Raw genomic sequence first — 20,342 nt, forward strand, 5'->3', positions numbered from 1 at the left:
GCGCTTGGCGCCGCCCTAGGCGGCGAATAAGACGGAATCGTGACGATCTGGAAACACTCCAGCAATACGCCAAGAGGTGTGTGATCCGGGCAACACTGGTGGCGAGGCCAGGCTTCCCGGTCGAGGCCGACACGATCAGCCCTCGACCCTATCCCCCGCCCGCGATACGCCGCCGCCATGACCCTGCTCCCCGTCGCCGAAGCCCAGGCCCGTCTATTCGCGCTCGCCCTGCCTGCGCCGGCCGAGCACGTCCCGCTCGCCGCCGCCGCCGGCCGCTGGGCTGCCACCGATATCCTCGCGCGCCGCACCCAACCCACCACCGACCTCTCCGCAATGGACGGTTATGCGATCCGCTACGCCGACCGCCCCGGCCCCTTCACGCTGATCGGCGAAAGCGCCGCGGGCCGCCCGTTTCCCGGCACGATGGCGGCGGGTGAGACGGTGCGTATCTTCACCGGCGCGGCGATGCCGGACGGCGCCGACAGCGTCCTCGTCCAGGAAGAAGCGACGCAAGACGGCGCCTCGATCCACCTCAGCGGCGAAGGTCCGCGCCGCCACGGCGGCAATGTCCGCCTCCGCGGGCTCGATTTCAGCGCCGGCGACGTGCTCGTGGCCAAGGGCGAGCGCCTTACCCCCGCGCGGCTCGCCGTGGCCGCGATCGGCGGCCACGCCACCCTCCCCGTCGCGCGCCGCTTGCGCGTCGCCATCGCCGCCACCGGCGACGAGCTGGTCCCCGCAGGCCAGGATCTTACGCCCGGTCAGCTGCCCGAATCGAACGGCCTGATGCTCGCGGCGATGCTTGCTGGCCTGCCGATCGAGCTGATCGATCTCGGCATCATCCCCGACGACCTTGCCACGATGACCGCCGCCTTTGCCGAGGTTGACGCCGACATTCTCGTCACCACCGGCGGCGCCTCGGTCGGGGATCACGATCTCGTCCGTCCCGCGCTCAAGGCCGCTGGCGGCACACTCGATTTCTGGAAGATCGCACTGCGACCAGGCAAGCCGATGATGGCCGGCCAGCTTGGCCACGCAGTGGTGCTCGGCCTGCCCGGCAACCCGGTCTCCGCCTTCGTTACCGCGCAACTCTTCCTGCTGCCGCTGATCGCCACCATGTCCGGCGCGCGCGATCCGTTCCCCGTCACGATCGCCGCCCCGCTCGGCGAGCCGCTCCCGGCCAACGATCACCGCACCGATTATCTGCGTGGCGAACTGCGTGATGACAAAGCCTTTGCCTCGACCATCCAGGACAGTTCGATGCTGCGCACCTTGGCCCGCGCCACCTGCCTGATCGTGCGCCCGCCACATGCGCCGGCCGCCCAAATCGGCGACTCGGCGGAAATCCTCATCCTCGCTTGACTTGGGCGTGGTTGTTCCATATTGGTTCCGCGTCTGTTCTGACGGAGGAACGCAATGCTAACGCGCAAGCAGCACGAGCTTATCTGCTTCATCAGTGATCGCCTGGAGGAAACCGGCGTGTCACCCTCGTTCGAGGAAATGAAGGACGCGCTCGACCTCAAGTCCAAGTCGGGCGTGCACCGCCTGATCAGCGCGCTCGAGGAACGCGGCTTCATCCGCCGCCTGCCCAATCGTGCGCGTGCGCTCGAGATCCTCAAGATGCCCGAGCGCGGCGAGGTGGTGAAGCTCACCAAAAAAGCTCCAGCGCCTCAACTTTCTCAACATTCGCTGCCGCAGCCGGCCAATGACGTGATCGAGATCCCATTGCATGGGCGGATCGCCGCGGGCGTGCCGATCGAGGCGTTCGAAAGCAGCGCGATGCTGTCGGTGCCGGCCGCCTTGCTCGGCAAGGGCGATCATTATGCCCTCGAAGTGTCGGGCGATTCGATGGTCGATGCCGGCATTCTCGACGGCGATTACGCGCTGATCCGCCGTCAGGATGTCGCGCGCGACGGCGAGATCGTCGTCGCGCTGATCGAGGATACCGAAGCGACGCTGAAATATTTCCGCCGCGAAGGCGCCATGGTCCGGCTCGATCCGGCCAACCGCGCCTATGACCCGCAGCGTTACGCGCCGCAGCAGGTCCGCGTGCAGGGCAAGCTTGCCGGATTGCTGCGCCGCTACGACTGATTGGCCCTCACCTAAGCCTGACCTTCCAATTTTGCGCTACCCGTTCACCGCTTCCCTATTTTTTTCGCTCCCTATTTTAGTCGCTTCCCTATTTAGTCGCTTCCCCGGCGAAGGCCGGGGCCCAGTCGGGAGGCGGACGTGATCGCGCATAGCGCCAGTTACCTTCTGCTCTACTACTGGGCCCCGGCCTTCGCCGGGGAAGCGCGTGATCGGTAGCGTGTTGTGATGTCAGCGGTCGATCGGGGCATGGCAGCCACCCGCCAAGGATGCCGATCCCCCGCCACCCGCACCGTCCTTACCAGCCCCTCCGCCAACGCGATCGCCACCCCCCCAGTCTTTGCCAGCGTCGCCCGGTCCAGCCGCAACCAGCGCGGCGCACACCCCCGCGGCAGCCGCCGCTCGCTGACCACGATATCCGCCTCTCGGCACGCCGCGATCAACTCCCGCACCGGCACCAGATACGCACTGCGCGTCGCCAGGATCCGCCACGTGCGCCCGCCGGCGACCCGCTCGGTCAAACACAGATCGCGCGTGCACCGCGCCTCCGGCTGATCCGCCAGCAGCAGCGGCGTGCCATCCACCCCGCCATTCTCCGCCAGCATGTCCGCGGTATAATCCCCCACCCGATCGCGCAGCATCGCCAGCCCCCCACCCGCCGTGCGCACCGCAATGTGCCGCCCGTCGCCCGTCACCAACAGATCCGGCGACGGTGCCACCGCTGCCCAGCCGAGCCCCATGACGAATGGCGCCAACCCCAGCCGCCGCCACCGCGTCCGCCACAAGGCCAGCCATAATCCGCCGACCACGATCAGCGCATAAGCCCCTGCCGGCATCGCCGGCAAAGCCGCCACCGACCCCGGCAACGCTGCGGTGGTGCGCGCAATCCACAACAGCAGCCGCAACGCGACATCCGTCAGCCACCAAACCGGCGCGCCCAAGCCCACGGCATCCAGCGCCAAGGCCAGCGCCTCCAGCGGCATCACCACGAAGGTGGTCAGCGGGATTGCGACGATATTGGCCAGCGCGCCATACAGCCCGGCCTTGTGGAAGTGGAACAGCGCGATCGGCATCAGCGCCAGTTCAACCGCCAGCCCGGTCAGCACCAGCGATCCGACGCCCCGGCCAAAGGCGCGCAGCCGCCCCTCGCCGCGCGGCGCGAACCACGCTTTCACGCGCGGATGCTCGTGCAAGGCAACGATGGCGGTGATCGCCGCGAACGACAGTTGGAAGCTCGGGCCCGCCAGCGCCTCGGGCCATAGCAGCAGCACGACCACCGCCCCCGCCGCGACCAACCTGAGCGTCATCGCCTCGCGCCCGATCGCCAGCGCGACCAGCACCAGCAGGGCGGCCACGCACGACCGGATCGTCGGCACCTGCGATCCGGTCAGCAAGGTATAGCCCACCGCCGCCGCTGCGCCCGCCGCCGCGGCGATCAGCGGCAGCCGTACATGCAGCGCCAGCCATGGGCTCAGCGCCAGCACGCGCATTACCACCAGCATTACCAAGGCCACCACCGCAGTGATATGCAGCCCGCTCACCGATAGCAGGTGCGCGAGGCCCGCACGCCGCATCGCCTCGGCATCCTCCTCGGCGATCGCGCCCTGGTCGCCGGTCGCCAAAGCCGAGGCGATCCCGCCCGCGCTGCCCGCCACGCGCGCTTGGATATGCCGTGACAGCCGATCGCGTAGATCGGCCCCAGCCGCTTCGCCGGGCTTGACGATCGTCAGCGGCGCAAAGCCCCGCCCGGTCGCGCCGATGCGGTCGAACCAGGCGACGCGGGCATAATCATACGCCCCCGGCACCGCCGGCTCGGGTGGCGGCATCAGCCGCGCGCGTAAGGCGATCGTCGCGCCGCGCGTCAGCCCGGGCGGCACATCCTTCACCGCCAGATTGACCCGGATGAAGGCGGGCAGCTCAACGCTTCTCCCCCTTCCAGCCAGCGGAGGTGAATCCACCACCCGGGTCGGTGCCAGCCGCAACCGCACCAATTCCCGCGCTGCCAGCGGCTCGACGCTCACCACACGCGCCTCGAACGCGACGATCACCGGACGGGTCAGCACCACGCCGCCGGTTCGCTCCGCCCGCCACCATATCAAGCCGAGCCCCAGCGCCGCCGTCACGAAGGCCACCGCAAGCGCCCGTGACGCCCGCCCGCTTTGCCCGACCGCCAGCGCCGCCAATGCCCCCGCGCCACACAGCAACACCGCCGTCAGCCACGCCGCTTGATCCGGCAGCACGAACCAGGTGGCGATGCCTGCGCCCAGCATTACCGGCAGCCACAGCACGATCTGGTCGCGCTCTGCCTCAAGCCAGCGCTCGACAACATCCCGCGCCACCCCGAAGCCGCGCGCGATTTGGCGCGGCCAAGGTCGCATGCTAGGGGCGTCGGCGGCTGAGCTGGCCATAGTTTCAAGTCTGAAAGGATGCGCGTTTGGGCGCAATAGCCACCCCCGAAGCCTCGGCTTCCGGTTCTCCTTCTGCGACCCCCGCTACGGGCAAGGTCGTCACCCGGTTCGCGCCCTCGCCGACCGGCTTCCTGCACATTGGCGGGGCGCGCACCGCCTTGTTCAACTGGCTGTTCGCGCGCCATCACGGCGGCGAGTTCCTGCTGCGCATCGAGGATACCGATCGCGCGCGCTCGACCCAGCCGGCAATCGAGGCGATCCTCGATTCGATGAGCTGGTTGGGGCTCAACTGGGACGGCCAAACGGTTTATCAATTCGCCCGCGCCAGCCGTCACGCCGAAGTCGCCAACCAGCTCCTCGCCGCGGGCCACGCCTATAAATGCTACGCCACCGCCGAAGAATTGACCGCGCTGCGCGAACAGCAAAAGGCTGCCAAGCAGCCGATGCGCTATGACGGCCGGTGGCGCGACCGTGCCGAGGGCGACGCCCCCGCCGGTGCCCCTTTCGTCGTGCGCATCAAGGCGCCCAAGGAGGGGGCGACGACGATCCATGACCAGGTCCAGGGGCCGGTGACCGTGCAGAATGCCGAGCTCGACGACTTTGTCCTGCTGCGCTCGGACGGCACGCCTACCTATATGCTCGCGGTGGTGGTCGACGATCACGACATGGGCGTCACCCACGTGATCCGCGGCGACGATCATCTCAACAACGCCTTCCGCCAGCTCGCCGTGATCCGCGGCATGGGCTGGCCCGAGCCGATCTACGCGCATATCCCGCTGATTCACGGCACCGACGGCGCCAAGCTGAGCAAACGCCACGGCGCGATCGGCGTCGATTCCTATCGCGACGAACTCGGCATCCTGCCCGAGGCGCTCGACAATTACCTGCTGCGGCTCGGCTGGGGTCATGGCGACGACGAAGTGATCAGCCGCGAACAGGCGGTGGAATGGTTCGATCTCGCCGGGGTGGGCCGCTCGCCGTCGCGCTTCGACCTCAAGAAGCTCGAAAACCTCAACGGCCACTATCTTCGCCTGGCCGATGACGAGCGCCTCGCCACCCTGCTCGCTGAGCGACTCGATTTTACGGTATCTCCGGAGCAGCTCGAGCTGCTGCGCCGTGCGATGCCCGCGCTGAAACCGCGTGCGGCGAATCTGAACGAGCTCGCGAGCAGCGCCGCGTTCCTGTTTCGCACGCGTCCCCTCGTGCTGGATCCTGCCGCCGCCGATCTGCTCACCGCGGAATCCCGTGCGCTTCTCGCATCTGCACACAGCAAGCTTGACGCCATCGCGCGCTGGGATACGGAGAGCCTCGAAGAAGCGGTTCGGCAGACAGCCGAGGATGCAGGCATCAAGCTCGGCCAGGTTGCGCAGCCGTTACGCGCGGCCCTGACGGGTAAAAAGACCTCACCCGGAATCTTCGAGGTGCTCGACCTTCTAGGCCGCGAAGAGAGCCTCGGCCGGATCGCCGATCAGATCACCGCCTGACCGGCGACATTAAAGGACGATTGATGAGCGACTCCGCAAAGCTGAACGTCGGCGCCAAGGATCTCGAACTGGCCGTGATGTCGGGCAGCGTCGGCCCCGACGTGATCGATATCCGCAAGCTCTATGCACAGACCGGCAAGTTCACCTACGATCCCGGCTTCACCTCGACCGCGTCGTGCGACAGCGCGATCACCTATATCGATGGTGACGAAGGCGTGCTGCTGCACCGCGGCTATCCGATCGGCCAACTGGCCGAGGAATCTTCGTTCATGGAGGTCAGCTACCTCCTGCTCAACGGCGAACTGCCGTCCAAGCAGGAGCTCGAGACGTTCAGCTATACGATCAGCCGCCACACCATGCTGCACGAGCAGCTCGCCACTTTTTATCGCGGCTTCCGGCGCGATGCGCATCCGATGGCGATCATGTGCGGCGTCGTCGGCGCGCTCAGCGCCTTTTACCAGGATTCGGCCGATATCAGCGATCCGCAGCAGCGCATGATCGCCAGCCATCGGCTGATCGCCAAGATGCCGACGATCGCGGCGATGGCGTATAAATATTCGGTCGGCCAGCCGTTCATGCACCCGGACAACTCACTGAGCTATACCGGCAATTTTCTGCGCATGACCTTTGGCGTGCCGGCCGAGCCTTATGTGGTCAATCCGATCGTCGAAAAGGCCATGGACCGCATCTTCATCCTGCACGCCGATCACGAACAGAACGCCTCGACCTCGACCGTTCGTCTGGCCGGGTCGTCGGGCGCCAATCCGTTCGCGTGCATCGCCGCCGGCATCGCCTGCCTGTGGGGCCCGGCGCATGGCGGCGCCAACGAAGCCGCGCTCAACATGCTGCGCGAGATCGGCACGGTCGACAAGATCCCGGAATATATCGCCCGCGCCAAGGATAAGAACGATCCGTTCCGCCTGATGGGCTTCGGCCACCGCGTCTATAAGAACTATGACCCGCGCGCGACGGTGATGCAGCAGACGGTACGCGAAGTCCTCGGCGAACTGGGCGTGACCGATCCGATCTTCGATGTCGCGCTGAAGCTCGAGGAAATGGCGCTCAGCGATCCGTACTTCATCGAGAAAAAGCTGTTCCCCAACGTCGATTTCTATTCCGGCGTGATCCTTTCGGCGATCGGCTTCCCGACCACGATGTTCACCGCGCTGTTCGCGCTTGCCCGCACGGTCGGCTGGGTGGCGCAGTGGAACGAAATGATCTCCGATCCGGAGCAGAAGATCGGCCGCCCGCGTCAGCTGTATACCGGCCCGACGCAGCGTGATTACGCGCCGGTGGACAAGCGCTGATGCGCATGCCCCGGGCCGTGTTGCTGATCGTCGGCATCCTCGCCTTGCTGGTGGGGCTGCTCTGGATCGGGCAGGGCCTGGGGATGGTCCACTGGCCGGCGTCGAGCTTCATGCTCGATCAGCGGCCCTGGGCGCTGGCGGGCACACTGCTCGCGCTGGTCGGACTATTCGCGATTTGGCGCGCGCGGCGGCGCTAGCCTAGCGCGGGGAACTATCGACAGCGGCGACGGTTGATTTGATGGGCGGGCCTAAAAAGGTCTTCGGTCATGACATCTTCGAGCTTTTTATCGTCGCTCAATCTCGGCACGTTGGTCATCGTTTTGGTGGTCGTCGCGATCGGCTTTGCCTATTTCCTGCGCAAGCGATCGAACCGCCATCCCCTGGACGGCCGCGAAGAGCGCAACGTCGCCCGCGATCTCGATGCCAACCGCGAACCGCCGGATCATTCTCCCCGACAGTGAGGCGCGCCGCACTGGCTGCAGAGACCCACACCCGCCGCCGATGGCGAAGGGACCAGTTACTTTAGAAGCTTATCCACCATCGCCACCGTCACCGGATGATAGACCGGTCGTGCCCCGGCATAGATGCGCCGGGCGATCGGCATGCCCCACTCCCCCTGCTCGGCCAGCGCGCGATACACCGGGCGGATCAGCAGCATGCGCCCGATGCGCGGCAGGAACTCCTCTGCCGACGCGACTGCCGGCTGGTAGCGATTGCCAAGCGCCAGCACGAGCCAGGCCGAGCGCACATAAGCGTTGGGCGATGCCGACAGCTTCATCGTCCCATCCAGCTCGGCTAGCCGTTCGGCGGACAGCTTGCGCGGCAAGCCGTTGAGAAAGCGCTGCCATTCCTGCGTCCCCCACGATGTAAAGGAGATCGACGCGATCGGCGCTCCGGCTTTCGCCGCGACGATCGCCTTGTCCACGTCAGCCAGAGTCGCCGACACGACGTGCACCGCATTGTCCGGCAACCCCGCGTCATACGACCAGCGATCAAGCTGCAGCTTGGCCTCCAGCGCGGCATCACCCTTGATCAGATTGGCGCGGATATCTGTCAGGAACCCGGCAGTGGTCTGCGGCTGGAAGGCATGCCGATCGAAATAGCCCTTGAGGTAGGCATCGAAGCGCGGCCGCCCGACGGCCTGCTCGATCGTCCGCAAGAACGTCGCGCCCTTGTTATAGGCCAGCTCGCCATACAATTCCTCCGGCCCGCCATGCAGGCGCGTGGCGCTCGGCGTCGCTTCCTTCAGATCGCGCTGCAGTCCATCCCAAGAGAGATCGGCGAGCACCGCGGCGCGCTCTTTGCCATAGACGATCTCGTCGATGCGGTTCTCGAAATAGGTCGTGAAGCCTTCGTTGAGCCACGAATCCGACCACGTCGCATTGGTTACCAGATTGCCCGACCAGCTATGCGCCAGTTCGTGCGCGACGACATCGACATTGGCCTTGTCGCCGGTGAACATCGTCGGCGTCAGAAAGGTCAGCGTGGGATTTTCCATGCCGCCATAGGGAAACGACGGCGGCAGCACGAGCATGTCATAGCGGCCCCAGCGATACGGGCCGTACAAGCCCTCGGCGGCCGTCACCATCCGCTCGGTATCGTCGAGTTCGGGCGCCACCCGCGCCAGCGTGACCGGCTCGGCATAGACGCCGGTGCGCGGGCCGAGCGGCCTGAACGCCAGATCGCCCACCGCCAGCGAGATCAGATATGGCGGTACGGCATGGTCCATGCGGAAGCTGAAGCGCTTCTGCCCACCCGCGACCGCCACGCCCTTCGGCGTCAGCCGCTCGCCGCTCATCACCGCCATCAGATCGCCGGGCACGGTGATCTTGGCGCTCCAGGTCTGGCGAATCCCCGGGCTATCCTGAGTCGGGATCCAGCTGCGCGTTTCGATTGCCTGGCCCTGGCTGAACAGGAACGGCTTGCGCTTGCCCGCGGTCAGCGCCGGCGCCATCCAGCCGAGCGCGCTGGCGTTCGGCTTGGAACGATAGGTGATGATGATCTTGCGCGCTGCGCCGATCGTCACCGTCAGTGGGGCCCCCTTATACTCCTCGGCCGTGCCGACCGTCCACGCCAGCGGCTTGCCACGGGCGTCGACGATCCGCTCGATCACCAGCCCCTTGTCGTCCAACACGATGACGCGCGCGCCGGGTGCGGCGAGGATATCGAGCGTCGCCGCGCCGCGCAGTTCCTTGGTCGCGAAATCGGCGACCAGATCGAGCGCGACATGCGTCACGCGGGCGATCTCGGGCCGGGCATAGGACAGCACATCGCGCGCCTCGGGCGTGGTCAGGATCGGGGCGACCGCGTCGCGCGGTGCGGCGTATACGGGGACGGCGGAGAGCAGCAGCAGCGCAGTGAGGGTAAGTTTCTTCATGCCCCATCTTTGGCCGCACGCTGGCGCCAACACAAGGTGGCCGGTGCTGCGGGATCACCCGATGAATGGCGCTTTCCCCGGCGAAGGCGGGCGCCCAGTCGCGAAGGTGGATGTAACGGAGCGCAACGCCCGAAATCTGCTGTTCACTACCGGGCCCGGCTTTCCGCGTGTTAGGAGAGCAAGCCCTCCCCTACCCCCGAGCCGGCAACGTAAACACGAACCGCGCCCCCTGCCCCGGCGCGCTATCGACGGTGATATCCCCGCCCATCGCGCGGGCCAGCCGCCGGGCGATATACAGGCCCAGCCCGCTGCCGCCCGGTTCGCGCGGATCGACGCGCTCGAATTTTTCGAAGATCCGCACCTGATCCGCCAGCGCGATGCCCTTGCCCTGATCCGCCACGATCACCGCGGCGACATCGCCTTCGCGCTCGGCGCGGATCCACACCATGCCGCCCTCGGGCGAATAGCGCACCGCATTGCCGATCAGGTTGACCAGCACCTGCAACGCGCGGCGGAATTCCCCGCTCGCCGGCAGCAATTCGCCGAATGCCGGCTTGTCGATCCGCACATTGGCCTCGCCCGCGCGCACGCTGAGCAGACCGGCGGCGCGGCGCGCCACGTCGGCCAGGTCGATCGCCTCGATGGCCACGGCGAAGTCGGGTCGCTCGATCGCCTGCAGATCGACGAGATCATCGACCAGGCCGAGCAAATGCCGTCCGGCGCTGGCGATATCGGCGGCATAATCGGCATAATCCTGCCTCAGCGGCCCTTCGGATTGGGCATTGATGCTGTCGGCATTGGCGATGATCCGCCCGAGCGGGGTGCGCAGCGCCGCATCCAGCCGCATCGCGAATGCGCCCGGCAAGCCCTCTTCCGCCGCCGGCGCCGGATCGACTGCCGGCTCCTCGATCAGATGCACCGCCCCGATAAACCCGGCGAACACACCGACGCGGTCGGTCCGCGGCGTCGCCGCCAGCCGCACCTTATGGTTGGTACCGCGGATCGTCGCGCGCTGGTCGTCGAAGCGCTGGCGCATCGCCAGCCCGCCCAGGATCGGAAACGCCCCCTCCATATCCTCGCCCAGCACGAACAGCCGGGTCAGCGGTTGCCCGAGCATCTCGCCGACATCGAAGCCATAGCGCGCGCCCGCCGTCGCGGTCAGAAAAGTCAGCCGGAGCGCCGCATCGGACTCCCAGAGCCAGTCCGCCCCGCTGCGCACGAAATCCCCGTCGCGTTCGTCGTCCGAGCCGCCCGGCCGCCACGCCGCGCGTAAGCGCCAGCCGCTGATCTCCAGCCGCACGCCATCGGGGTCGGGATCCGCCTTGACCCACAGATCCATGTCGCCATCCCCATCGCCGGCCACCACGCCACGCGAAATGAGGATGCCGAGCCGCGACGCCAGCCGCGCCAGCGTCGCGATCTGCGGGATCGCCAGTGGCTGCCCGATCGCCCCGCCGGCGCGCTGGTTGAGGTCGCTCAGGCGCTGGTCAGCCTCGACCAGCCGGCCGTGCAGGTCGATCCGGCCACGCACCGGCGCCATACCAAGTTCGGGCGCGTTCACTTGGCTGCTCCCGCCAGCGCAGCCAGCGCCGCGCGAAAATCCGGATGCAACTTCATCGGCGCCAGCGCCGCCCGCGCGTCGTGAGCGGAAATGGCCATGATCGGGTCGAGCGACTCGGCAAACCCGTCGAGATCGCGCCGCCCATCGGCTTCGCACAAGGCCAGCCCGATCCGCGCGATGGCCGTGCGCCCGGCGTCGAGCGCGCGCAGCATGAGCCACAACTGGCCGCCATCGGGATCGGTAACGACATCACGCGCCTGCTCATACTCCAGCCCTAGCGCGTGCGCGAGCAGCGCGGTGAACAAGGCGATGCGGCGATCACCAAGCGCCTCGACCAGCAGATCGGGCAGATCGCGCGGCGCCGCATCATAGGCCGCCGCCAGCCGCAGCGCGACGGCTTCCATCCGATCGCCTTCGTCATGCGCGGCTAGGCTGCGCAGTGCCGCGTCGGTCAGCGCGCGATCGAGCGCGGGCAGATCCTCGGCATCGCCGAACCGGTCGCGCAGCGCCGCCACCACCCACCAGATCAGTCGGTGAAACAATTCCGCGCGCAAATCCCCCTCGATGCCCCCGCGCCGCCGGCTCTCCGCGGCCAGCAACGCGGCCGCGGCCGCCGCTACGACGCTGTCGGAATGGTTGGCCAGCCGCGTCAGCAGGCTGGGGTCGTCGGCGCGCGGCGGCGCGGCGGCAGGCAATGCGTCGCCAATCACATCCTGTTGCGCCCGCGCGATCAGTTCGCGCATCAATTCGCTGTCGCGCAGCACGCCGGCCGTGGCCAGCCGCTCGAGCACCGATCCATCGCCGCGCCCGACCCGCGCCGCCAGCGCCACTGCCTCGCGCGCGTTCAGCAGCCGCGCGGCATGCGCGGTCAGGGCCCGCTCGACCGCGCCGATCAACCCCGCCAGCGTCTGCGCGACGGCCGTGCGCATACGATCGTCGAGCCGCCCCTCGCGCGCCAAAAAGAAATCGTCGATTGCGGTCGACAGCCGGGCGCGACCACGCGTCTCCGCCCCGGTCGCGCGCGCGATCAGTTGGCCGGGATCCCCGTGGACCCCATCGTCCATGTCGCGAAGGTTGCTCGCCATTCGGCTCACTTACGGGAAATGTCGTTAAGGCAGCCCTAAGGCTTTTCGCGAAATCCCTCAATCGCCGCCGCCAGGGTTACCGTGGCATAGGTCGCCGCCGCCGCCAGCGCGATCAGCGGCAGGCCGGCGATGCTGAAGGGCAGCACGATCAGCAGATAGGCTACCGGGCTGCCCCACCAGCGCCGCTTCGCGCCCGGGCCCGCCGCCCGCTCGCCCAACGCCGCCGCCACGACCAGGGCGATGCCGAGCGTCCAGCCAGTCGCGGTGCCGTCGCCCGCGCTGGTGACATGGCCGAGCAGCAGCGTGGCAAGCGCCGCCAGCCCCGGAATCGCACCATTCTGGAACGCAGCCAGCGGCTCTTCGTCGCGCAACCAGGCCAGCGCGGCGCCGATCGTGAACACCAGGCTGGCCAGGATCACCAGCGCGATGCCGACCGACGCCGTCTCGAACACGATCGCCGCCAATGCGCCGATGCCGAGCACGATGCCGGTCGCCGTCACCGCCAGGCTCGGCACGGTTCGCGCCATCAGCGGCGGCAATGCCAGGCGGGCCAGCGGTGCCAGGATATAGCGATCAGCCCATACCACGGGTTTGGACACCAGCACCGCCAGCATCAGCGTGCCGCGCGTCGCCAAAGCACGCGAATCGCGCTCGATCCCGTGCGCCCCGCCGGAAAGCGCCGCCGGCAAACGGATATGCGCTGCCTTGCCCTGCGCGGCGACGCGCAGCAGGGTCGACTGGAAATCATAATCCCTGGGCAATTTAGCCACCTCGGCGATGCGCTTGGCATCGAGCCGCGCGAGCCCGGCCCAGGCCGTCTCCGCCCCGACCCGCTCGAAGCCCGGCGCCGCCTCGCGGTCGGAGACGGTGAGCAGCGCATCGCCCCCCTCTTCGGTGAGCAACGACAAGACGTCGCCGGTCGTCACCAGCCCATCGGCCATCACCAACACCCGTGCGAGCGGATGCAATTTGTCCGCCGCCTCGACCGCGCTGCGCACCACATCGACCGACGCGCCGCGCCGCCCGATCCGGGCGATGGCGCCGAGCAATTCGGGTGTCAGCCGCGTCACGACGACGAGCAATTGGCTTACCCCCGCGCCGACCAGCAGCCGCGCCTGGAACTCGATCAGCGTCAGCCCGCCGAACGGCAAGGTCGCCGCCAGCGTTCCCGCGCGGTCATCGGCATCGTCGGTTGCAAAAATCAGTCCAGCCAGCATCGTGCGGCTGTTAGGCGGTCGCGCCCTGCTTGGCAAAGGCAGACGGGCGGGTCGGCGTCGCGGCCTCGTTACAGCCGCTCGACCGCACGTCGCAGTTTGCGCAGCACGACGACGTCCTGCACCTCGGCGCAGGCTGCTTCGCTGGCGATGGCCATCAGCCGTACCGCGCCGAAGCTTGCGGCCAAGCCTTTCAAGCGGAACGCCGCCGCCTGCCAGCCGGCCGCGTCGCGCGCGCGCTCCAGCCCGTCGAGCCCGCGCCGCGCGCTGTCGAGAAAGGCTTCGCGCAGCTCGGCAATCAGCACGGGCTCATCGCCCACTGCCGCCGCCAAGGTTGCATCGATTGCTCCGGGATCATAGGCCATGGGCCGTTTCTACCCCGGCATCCTTAAGGCAAGGTTTCGCTATTCGCTTTGCGGCGCGCGATTTCGTGGTAAACGGGGGGATGAACGGGGGTTCGCGCATCATCAATCTACGCACGGGCCATGCCGGCCTCGATGATGATTTGCTGCTGGAAGAGAGCGTTCCCATCGACACCTATGATCCGCTGCCCGACTCGTTCGACGCCGATTACGCGCCTGAGCAGCATTATGACTGGGTCATGCCGGCGTTGGGCCTGTTGATCGCTGTTGGTTGGATTGGCGCAATGCTGGCGCTGTCCTGGCCGGCGCTGCAGCGTATTGGACCAATCGAACTGACCGGTTTCATCGCCGCGTTGTGCGTGCCCCCCGCGCTGATCGGCGTGCTGCTGTTGCTCCGCCTGCGCACCAGCACGGCCGAGGCGCGCCGGTTCGGCCGTACCGCGCACGCCATGCGCGAGGAAGCCGCCAGTCTTGAGCGTACCGTCGGCATGCTGTCCCGCACGATCGACGCCAATCGCGCCAAGCTCGCCGAACAGACCACGCAATTGGTCGCGATCGGCGACGGCGCGGCCAGCAAGCTCGCCTCGGTTGCTACCGGGCTAGCCGAACAGGTCGCGCAAAGCGACGCACTGGCGCGCACGCTGGCCGATGCCGCCGCCACGACGCACGCCAAGCTCGACATATTGCTGTCGATGCTGCCCCGCGCACACAGCGAAACGATCGATATCGGCGCGGCGCTCGACCAGGCCGGGCTGAGTGCTGCCGCCCATGTCGGCGCGCTCGACGCGCAATTGGTCGCGCTGGCCGAGCGCGGCCGCGATGCCGACGCATTGGCCAGCGGCGCCGCCCACCGCCTCGCCGCGCATATCAGCCGGATGGAAGCGACCGGCGAGACCGCCGGCGCGCGGCTCGAGCTGGTCACCGAACAGATGTCCGACGCGGTCGATGCGCTGCTCAGACGCACCGCCGACGCGGTCGACGAAGCGCGTAAGGGCATCGCCACGCAGGGCGATGCGATGTTGGCCATGCTCGGCATCAACCAGGCCGCGCTCGATCGCGCCGCGCGGGACAGCGCCGAGGCGCTGTCCGCGCGCATCTCGGCGATCGAGGCGTTGATCGATCGCATCGCCGATCGGCTCGGCGACCAGCGTACCGTCAGCGACGCGATCATCGACGAGCTCGACAGCGGCATCACCCATGTCTCCGGTCGGCTCGATGCGCTGCACGTGCAGGGCGTCGAGCGCACGCAGGATCTCGCCGCGTCGATCAGCGCGCTGGGCGGCTCGGCCAACGCGATGACCGAAGCGCTCAAGACCGGCGACGTGATGGCGCGCGGCGCGATCACCACCACCGAACATCTGCTCCTGGCGCTGGACGCCGCCGCGCGCGAGATTGACGAAACGCTGCCCGATGCGCTCGCGCGACTTGACGATCGCGTCGTCACTAGCCGGCAGATCGTCGGCCAGGCCAAGCCCGAACTGCTCGCCCTGGTTACGGCCGCGGAAAGCACGCACGACGCGATCGAAGCGATTGCCGGGGTCATATCCGGCCAGCGCGCCACGCTCGACAAATTGTCCGGCACCTTGCTCCAGACGCTGAGCGATGGGCGCGTCAAGGCAGACGAGCTCGGCCATATGGTCGACGAGACGATCGGCCGCACGCACCGCTTCGCCGAGGAAGCCGCGCCGCGTCTGGTCGAGGCGCTGATCCGGGTCCGCGACACCGCCAGCGCCGCCGCCGAACGCGCGCGCGAAACGCTCGCCACGGTCATCCCGGAGGCTGCCGCCGCACTCGAACATGCCAGCGCCGCCGCCATGGAGCGCGCCTCTGGGGTGGCGCTGCAGCATCAGATCGCCGCGATCGGCCAGGCCGCCGAGGCCGCCGCCGACGCTGCCGCGCGCGCCTCCGATCGGCTCACGCGCCAGATGGAAGCGATCGCGGACTCCACGGCAGTGGTCGACAGCCGCATCGCAGACGCCCGCGCCGAGCGCGATGCGGCCGACCAGGATACGTTCGCGCGGCGCGTGTCGCTGCTGATCGAATCGCTCAATTCAGCCTCGATCGACATCACCAAGGCCTTTTCGGCGGACGTCACCGACAGCGCCTGGGCGGCCTATCTCAAGGGCGATCGCGGCGTCTTCACCCGCCGCGCGGTGCGCCTGCTCGACGCCGGCGACGCGCGCGAGATCGTCCGCCTCTATGACGACGACACCGCGTTCCGCGACCAGGTCAACCGCTACATCCACGATTTCGAAGCGATGCTGCGCGCGATCCTGGCGCAACGCGACGGATCCCCGCTCGGCGTAACGCTGCTGTCGTCGGATATGGGCAAGCTGTACGTGGCGCTGGCGCAGGCAATCGAACGGCTGCGCACCTGACTTAAAAGCTGCCGTCATCTTGAACTCGTTTCAGGATCCATCGTGCCGCGTAGACGAATCCACCAGCTCGAGCCCTAACCCCACCGCCAGCTCCTTCCACCGCGGATTATACGTCCTGATCAGCGCAATCTTCCAATCCCGCCGCCAAGCTTTCAACTGCATCTCCCGCGCAATGGCAGAGGGCATGTCGGCGTACAGTTCGTACCGGACCAGCACGAATATGCCATAACGCGAGGTGAACCCCGGCACGCCCCCGCTACGACGCTGATCCAGCCGCGCAAGCAAATGCGCGGTCACGCCGATATACAACGTACCGTACGGCTTGCTTGCCAAAATATATACGTAAGACTGCTTGGCCATGCCCGCCCCCATACCGAGGAGCGTGGGGCACGACGGCTCCTGAATTAAGTTCAGGAGGACAGGAGCTAATTGGGCTGGGCTACTCCAGCCCGGCCAACGCCCCAAACAAATCCAGGTCCTTCGCGACCACCCAACCATTTACGTAATTCAGCATGAACAGGGTAAACAGCACGGTCGCGACGATCGTCACGCGAAGCGCGACCTTGCCCGCGGCGAACGTATGCGGCGCGCTTTCCGATTGCCCCGGCACGCGCGGCACCCCGGCCTCGTCCGACGTGCGTACCCCGAAGGGCAGCACGAAGAACACGGAAAAGGCCCAGAACAGGATGTAGATCGCCAGGGCCGAGGTCCAGCGCATGCGCGGATCAGGCCTCGATCAACAGCACGTCGACGATCGGCTTCTTGCCGGTCCAACGCGTCGCCACCTTGCGCACGGCGAGGCGCAGCGCCTCGCGCAGCTTGGCACGGTCGCGGCCGCCCTGCCGCGTCGCCTGGACCAACGCGCCGGCCACTTCGGCGACGAAGGGATCGCGATCTTCCTCGACCGGAATGCCCTGCAAGCGAACCTGCGGCTGGCCGAGCATGCGCCCGCCCTTGTCGACCGCCACGGCGACCGAGATCTGGCCGTTGACCGCGAGCTTGCGGCGCTCGTTGATCGTCGCGCCATCACCCGGCAAGATGACGTCGCCATCGAGCACCAAGCGGCCATGATGGGCATGGCCGATCTTGGTCGGCTCGCCCGGCGCGAGGCGCACGATATCGCCATTGGTCTGCACCAACGCGCGCTCGACGCCTTCGGCCAGCGCGAAGCGCGCCTGCTCCATCAGGTGGCGCATTTCGCCATGCACCGGGATCAGCACCTCGGGGCGCATCCAGCGATACATCTGCGCCAGTTCCGGCCGACCCGGGTGACCCGAGACATGGACCAGCGCCTGACGATCATTGACCATCATCACGCCCTTGGCCGCCAGCTTGTTCTGGATCAGCCCAATGGCGACCTCGTTGCCCGGAATCTGCTTTGACGAGAAGATCACCGTATCACCGGCATCGAGCGAGATCGGGTGCGACCCGGCGGCAACACGGCCGAGCGCGGCGCGCTCCTCGCCCTGCCCGCCCGTGGCGATCACCAGCACCTTGTCGCGCGGCAGGCGCATCGCCGCCTCGGGCGAGATCAGCTCGGGGAAATCCTTGAGATAACCGGTCGCGCGCGCCACCTTGATGATGCGATCGAGCGAGCGCCCAGCGACGCACAGCTGGCGCCCGGTTTCGCGCGCCACTTCACCCAGCGTGTGCAGGCGCGAGGCGTTGGACGCGAACGACGTGACCATCACCCGGCCCGGCGCCTTGGCGACCTGCTCCATCAACCCGGCGCGCACGTCCCGCTCGGAGCCCGAGGGCTCCATGTTGAACACGTTGGTCGAATCGCACACCAAGGCCAGGATGCCGGCATCGCCGATCGCCGACAGCTGCTCGGCGGTGGCCGGGCTGCCGATCACCGGGGTGGCATCCAGCTTCCAATCGCCGGTGTGGAAGATGTTGCCGTACGGCGTGTCGATCAGCAGCGCGCTGGATTCGGGGATCGAGTGCGACATCGGCACGAAGGTGAAGTGGAACGGCCCGAGATCGAAGCCCTCGCCGACCTGGATCGTCTTCAACTTCACGCGCGAGGCGTTGCCTTCCTCCTCCAGCTTGCCGCGGATCAGCCCGGCCGTGAACGGCGTGGCGAACAACGGCACGCCGAGATCTTCGGCGAGGTACGGCAGCGCACCGATATGATCTTCATGGCCATGCGTCAGCACAATGCCGACGAGATCGCCGAGGCGCTCCTCGATAAAGGCGAGATCCGGGAGGATCAGGTCGATGCCGGGATATTGCGGATCGGCGAAGGTAACGCCGCAATCGACCATCACCCATTTGCCATTACAGCCATACAGGTTGACGTTCATGCCGATCTCGCCGGAGCCACCAAGGGCTACATAGAGCAGTTCGTTCTTTGGGTTGGTCACGTAGGTCTTTCTTGAAACGGCCGCTCGCCCATCAGCGGGCGACATAGGGATGCGCCGTCAGGCGCGAATGATCTGTTGAGGAAAGGGGCGCCGCCACGAAGGCGCGCACTCGTAAGCTCAACCCGCTATATGGGCCCGATCGTACAACATCGCCAGCCCCTGAATGGTCAGGTCGGCCTCGATCACGTCGAACACGCTGGTTTGCTTCTCGAAAAGGGTAGCCAGCCCCCCCGTGGCGATGACTTTCACCGGCCGGCCGACCTCGGCCTTCATGCGCGCGACCAGCCCCTCGATCATCGCCACATAGCCCCAATAAATCCCGATATGCATCTGGCTGACCGTATCACGCCCGATCACGCTGGTATTGTCTGGCGCCTCGATCGCGATACGCGGCAGCTTGGCCGCGGCCGTTACCAGCGCATCGAGCGACAGGTTGATCCCCGGCGCGATAATTCCGCCCTTATAGGCGCCGGAATAATCGACCAGGTCGAACGTTGTCGCCGTGCCGAAATCGATCACGATCAGGTCGCCGGCGTGCAGCTTGTGCGCCGCAATCATCGTCACGGCGCGGTCCGCGCCGACCGAACGCGGCTCGTCGACATCCAGCGCCATGCCCCATTCGACCGGCGCTTCGCCGGCGATCAGCGGCTCGCCGCCGAAATATTTGCGCGCCAGCACCTGCAGATTGTGCAGCGCGCGCGGCACCACCGTTGCGATGATCACGCCGGTCACCGCTTTGCGGTCATAGCCTTCCAGGCTCAGCAACTGGCTCAGCCACACGGCATATTCGTCCGCGGTGCGCCTGGGATCGGTGGCGATGCGCCAGCGCGCCTTGATCGCGCCCGCCTCGACGAGCGCGAATACGACATTGGTATTGCCGGCATCAATGGCGAGCAGCATGGCGACCCTTCAGATCAGAAATATGTCGGCGGCGTGAATGACACGCTGGGTGCCGTCCGCCAAGCGCAGGATGAGCGCGCCGTCGCTGTCCAGCCCCTGGAACAGGCCGTCGATCGCGTCGCCATCGGGCAACCGCGCGGTCAGCGCGGTGCCGATCGGGTGGGCACGCTCAAGCCAGCGCGTGCGGACTGGCGCAAGACCTTCGCCGCGCCAGCGCGCCAGCCAGCGGGCAAAGCCTTCGGCGAGCGTTTCGAGGAATTCGGCTGGGTCGGGGGTGATGCCGTGGGCGGCGAGACTGGTGGTCGGGCGTTCGAGGTCGTCCGGGTGCGCGGCGAGATTGACCCCGATGCCGATCACCACGGCATCGCCGGCGCGTTCGAGCAGGATGCCGGAGACTTTCGCGCCATCGATCAGGAGATCGTTAGGCCATTTAAGTGCCACGCCCCCCCCAGCGCTTCCCCGGCGAAGGCCGGGGCCCAGTAGCGAGGCAGAATTTGGCTGAGCAAGGCGCGTCGTTGCATCGACCTTGCCGACTGGGCCCCGGCCTTCGCCGGGGAAGGAGCAAAGGTAAATGCCTACCGCCTCCTCCAGCGCCACCGCCGCGACCAGCGCCAACGTCGCCGCCTGCGGGTCCGTCCCCCGCAACCGCACCAAGGTAGAAGCCGATAAATTCCCCGGCGGCGCGACCCACGTCCGGCCTTGTCGCCCGCGCCCGCTCACCTGCCGCTCCGCCCGCAGCCACAGCCCCTCGGCCGCGCCGCTCCGCGCCAGATCGAGCATATCGGCGTTGGTCGACCCCGTCTCCGCAACCGTGC

Annotated in this window: 18 protein-coding genes; 7 read left to right on the top strand and 11 right to left on the bottom strand. The window is 67.4% G+C overall.

Translation table 11 applies throughout. The annotated features are described in order from the left end of the window. Positions 1–177: 177 nt before the first annotated feature. The gene (locus tag U1739_RS04185) at positions 178–1,359 is read left to right on the top strand and encodes a molybdopterin molybdotransferase MoeA (protein WP_332704288.1); all 1,182 of its coding nucleotides are present in this window, start codon (positions 178–180) and stop codon (positions 1,357–1,359) included. Between the two features lie 54 nt (positions 1,360–1,413). Continuing rightward, positions 1,414–2,088, top strand: coding sequence for a transcriptional repressor LexA (gene lexA / locus U1739_RS04190; protein ID WP_332704291.1), 675 nt, complete (start codon positions 1,414–1,416; stop codon positions 2,086–2,088). A 173-nt stretch (positions 2,089–2,261) separates the two neighbouring features. Here lexA and U1739_RS04195 read toward each other — a convergent pair whose 3' ends face one another. Further along, positions 2,262–4,463, bottom strand: coding sequence for a ComEC/Rec2 family competence protein (locus U1739_RS04195; RefSeq protein ID WP_332704293.1), 2,202 nt, complete (start codon positions 4,461–4,463; stop codon positions 2,262–2,264). A gap of 65 nt (positions 4,464–4,528) precedes the next feature. Between U1739_RS04195 and gltX the strand changes: the two genes are divergently transcribed. The 4 genes from gltX (at position 4,529) to U1739_RS04215 (ending at position 7,745) form a co-directional block, all read left to right on the top strand. Further along, positions 4,529–5,977: a glutamate--tRNA ligase gene (gene gltX, locus U1739_RS04200; protein WP_332704865.1), complete on the top strand. Its 1,449-nt coding sequence runs from the start codon at positions 4,529–4,531 to the stop codon at positions 5,975–5,977. Between the two features lie 23 nt (positions 5,978–6,000). Beyond that, positions 6,001–7,284, top strand: a complete 1,284-nt coding sequence (locus U1739_RS04205; RefSeq protein WP_332704295.1) for a citrate synthase — start codon at positions 6,001–6,003, stop codon at positions 7,282–7,284. Next, entirely contained in the window at positions 7,284–7,481 is a 198-nt protein-coding gene (locus tag U1739_RS04210; RefSeq protein ID WP_332704296.1) for a hypothetical protein, read from the top strand. The genes U1739_RS04205 and U1739_RS04210 overlap by 1 nt, the downstream gene beginning before the upstream one ends. Before the next feature lie 69 nt (positions 7,482–7,550). Then, on the top strand, positions 7,551–7,745 hold the full coding sequence (locus tag U1739_RS04215) for a hypothetical protein (RefSeq protein WP_332704297.1): 195 nt from the start codon (positions 7,551–7,553) through the stop codon (positions 7,743–7,745). A 56-nt stretch (positions 7,746–7,801) separates the two neighbouring features. Here U1739_RS04215 and U1739_RS04220 read toward each other — a convergent pair whose 3' ends face one another. From U1739_RS04220 to U1739_RS04240, 5 genes are all read right to left on the bottom strand, one after another. Then, a complete protein-coding gene (locus U1739_RS04220; protein ID WP_332704299.1) occupies positions 7,802–9,661 on the bottom strand; it encodes a M1 family metallopeptidase in 1,860 nt (619 codons plus the stop codon). Between the two features lie 190 nt (positions 9,662–9,851). Further along, positions 9,852–11,201 carry a sensor histidine kinase gene (locus U1739_RS04225; RefSeq protein WP_332704867.1) on the bottom strand — a complete coding sequence of 450 codons (1,350 nt, stop codon included), beginning with the start codon at positions 11,199–11,201 and terminating at the stop codon, positions 9,852–9,854. Positions 11,202–11,218: 17 nt separating this feature from the next. Further along, positions 11,219–12,307: a DUF2336 domain-containing protein gene (locus U1739_RS04230; RefSeq protein WP_332704301.1), complete on the bottom strand. Its 1,089-nt coding sequence runs from the start codon at positions 12,305–12,307 to the stop codon at positions 11,219–11,221. 35 nt (positions 12,308–12,342) lie between these two features. Next, positions 12,343–13,524: a hypothetical protein gene (locus tag U1739_RS04235; RefSeq protein WP_332704302.1), complete on the bottom strand. Its 1,182-nt coding sequence runs from the start codon at positions 13,522–13,524 to the stop codon at positions 12,343–12,345. 68 nt (positions 13,525–13,592) lie between these two features. Then, the gene (locus U1739_RS04240; RefSeq protein ID WP_332704304.1) at positions 13,593–13,886 is read right to left on the bottom strand and encodes an Hpt domain-containing protein; all 294 of its coding nucleotides are present in this window, start codon (positions 13,884–13,886) and stop codon (positions 13,593–13,595) included. Between the two features lie 80 nt (positions 13,887–13,966). On the opposite strand from U1739_RS04240, the gene U1739_RS04245 reads away from it, so the two are divergent. Then, positions 13,967–16,261, top strand: coding sequence for a coiled-coil domain-containing protein (locus U1739_RS04245; protein ID WP_332704306.1), 2,295 nt, complete (start codon positions 13,967–13,969; stop codon positions 16,259–16,261). 30 nt (positions 16,262–16,291) lie between these two features. On the opposite strand, the gene U1739_RS04250 is transcribed toward U1739_RS04245, so the two are convergent. From U1739_RS04250 to U1739_RS04270, 5 genes are all read right to left on the bottom strand, one after another. After that, positions 16,292–16,621, bottom strand: coding sequence for a GIY-YIG nuclease family protein (locus U1739_RS04250; RefSeq protein ID WP_332704308.1), 330 nt, complete (start codon positions 16,619–16,621; stop codon positions 16,292–16,294). A 79-nt stretch (positions 16,622–16,700) separates the two neighbouring features. Further along, a complete protein-coding gene (locus U1739_RS04255) occupies positions 16,701–16,979 on the bottom strand; it encodes a DUF1467 family protein (protein WP_332704310.1) in 279 nt (92 codons plus the stop codon). Between the two features lie 7 nt (positions 16,980–16,986). After that, positions 16,987–18,627 carry a ribonuclease J gene (locus tag U1739_RS04260; protein ID WP_332704312.1) on the bottom strand — a complete coding sequence of 547 codons (1,641 nt, stop codon included), beginning with the start codon at positions 18,625–18,627 and terminating at the stop codon, positions 16,987–16,989. 117 nt (positions 18,628–18,744) lie between these two features. Next, positions 18,745–19,527 (bottom strand): type III pantothenate kinase, encoded by a 783-nt coding sequence (locus tag U1739_RS04265; RefSeq protein ID WP_332704314.1) that lies wholly within the window; start codon positions 19,525–19,527, stop codon positions 18,745–18,747. A 9-nt stretch (positions 19,528–19,536) separates the two neighbouring features. Next, entirely contained in the window at positions 19,537–20,307 is a 771-nt protein-coding gene (locus U1739_RS04270; protein WP_443025502.1) for a biotin--[acetyl-CoA-carboxylase] ligase, read from the bottom strand. Between the last annotated feature and the right edge of the window lie 35 nt (positions 20,308–20,342).

The organism is Parasphingomonas puruogangriensis (assembly GCF_036663635.1).
Classification (GTDB): Bacteria; Pseudomonadota; Alphaproteobacteria; order Sphingomonadales; family Sphingomonadaceae; genus Sphingomonas.

What these genes read in the sequence shown, in the direction of transcription:
- U1739_RS04265 (WP_332704314.1), bottom strand. Translation starts at nt 19,527, where the DNA reads ATGCTGCTCGCCATTGATGCCGGCAATACCAATGTCGTATTCGCGCTC.
- U1739_RS04205 (WP_332704295.1), top strand. Translation starts at nt 6,001, where the DNA reads ATGAGCGACTCCGCAAAGCTGAACGTCGGCGCCAAGGATCTCGAACTG.
- U1739_RS04240 (WP_332704304.1), bottom strand. Translation starts at nt 13,886, where the DNA reads ATGGCCTATGATCCCGGAGCAATCGATGCAACCTTGGCGGCGGCAGTG.
- U1739_RS04215 (WP_332704297.1), top strand. Translation starts at nt 7,551, where the DNA reads ATGACATCTTCGAGCTTTTTATCGTCGCTCAATCTCGGCACGTTGGTC.
- U1739_RS04195 (WP_332704293.1), bottom strand. Translation starts at nt 4,463, where the DNA reads ATGCGACCTTGGCCGCGCCAAATCGCGCGCGGCTTCGGGGTGGCGCGG.
- U1739_RS04270 (WP_443025502.1), bottom strand. Translation starts at nt 20,307, where the DNA reads ATGCTCGATCTGGCGCGGAGCGGCGCGGCCGAGGGGCTGTGGCTGCGG.
- U1739_RS04230 (WP_332704301.1), bottom strand. Translation starts at nt 12,307, where the DNA reads ATGGCGAGCAACCTTCGCGACATGGACGATGGGGTCCACGGGGATCCC.
- U1739_RS04255 (WP_332704310.1), bottom strand. Translation starts at nt 16,979, where the DNA reads ATGCGCTGGACCTCGGCCCTGGCGATCTACATCCTGTTCTGGGCCTTT.
- U1739_RS04245 (WP_332704306.1), top strand. Translation starts at nt 13,967, where the DNA reads ATGAACGGGGGTTCGCGCATCATCAATCTACGCACGGGCCATGCCGGC.
- lexA (WP_332704291.1), top strand. Translation starts at nt 1,414, where the DNA reads ATGCTAACGCGCAAGCAGCACGAGCTTATCTGCTTCATCAGTGATCGC.
- U1739_RS04220 (WP_332704299.1), bottom strand. Translation starts at nt 9,661, where the DNA reads ATGAAGAAACTTACCCTCACTGCGCTGCTGCTGCTCTCCGCCGTCCCC.
- U1739_RS04235 (WP_332704302.1), bottom strand. Translation starts at nt 13,524, where the DNA reads ATGCTGGCTGGACTGATTTTTGCAACCGACGATGCCGATGACCGCGCG.
- U1739_RS04210 (WP_332704296.1), top strand. Translation starts at nt 7,284, where the DNA reads ATGCGCATGCCCCGGGCCGTGTTGCTGATCGTCGGCATCCTCGCCTTG.
- U1739_RS04225 (WP_332704867.1), bottom strand. Translation starts at nt 11,201, where the DNA reads ATGGCGCCGGTGCGTGGCCGGATCGACCTGCACGGCCGGCTGGTCGAG.
- U1739_RS04185 (WP_332704288.1), top strand. Translation starts at nt 178, where the DNA reads ATGACCCTGCTCCCCGTCGCCGAAGCCCAGGCCCGTCTATTCGCGCTC.
- U1739_RS04250 (WP_332704308.1), bottom strand. Translation starts at nt 16,621, where the DNA reads ATGGCCAAGCAGTCTTACGTATATATTTTGGCAAGCAAGCCGTACGGT.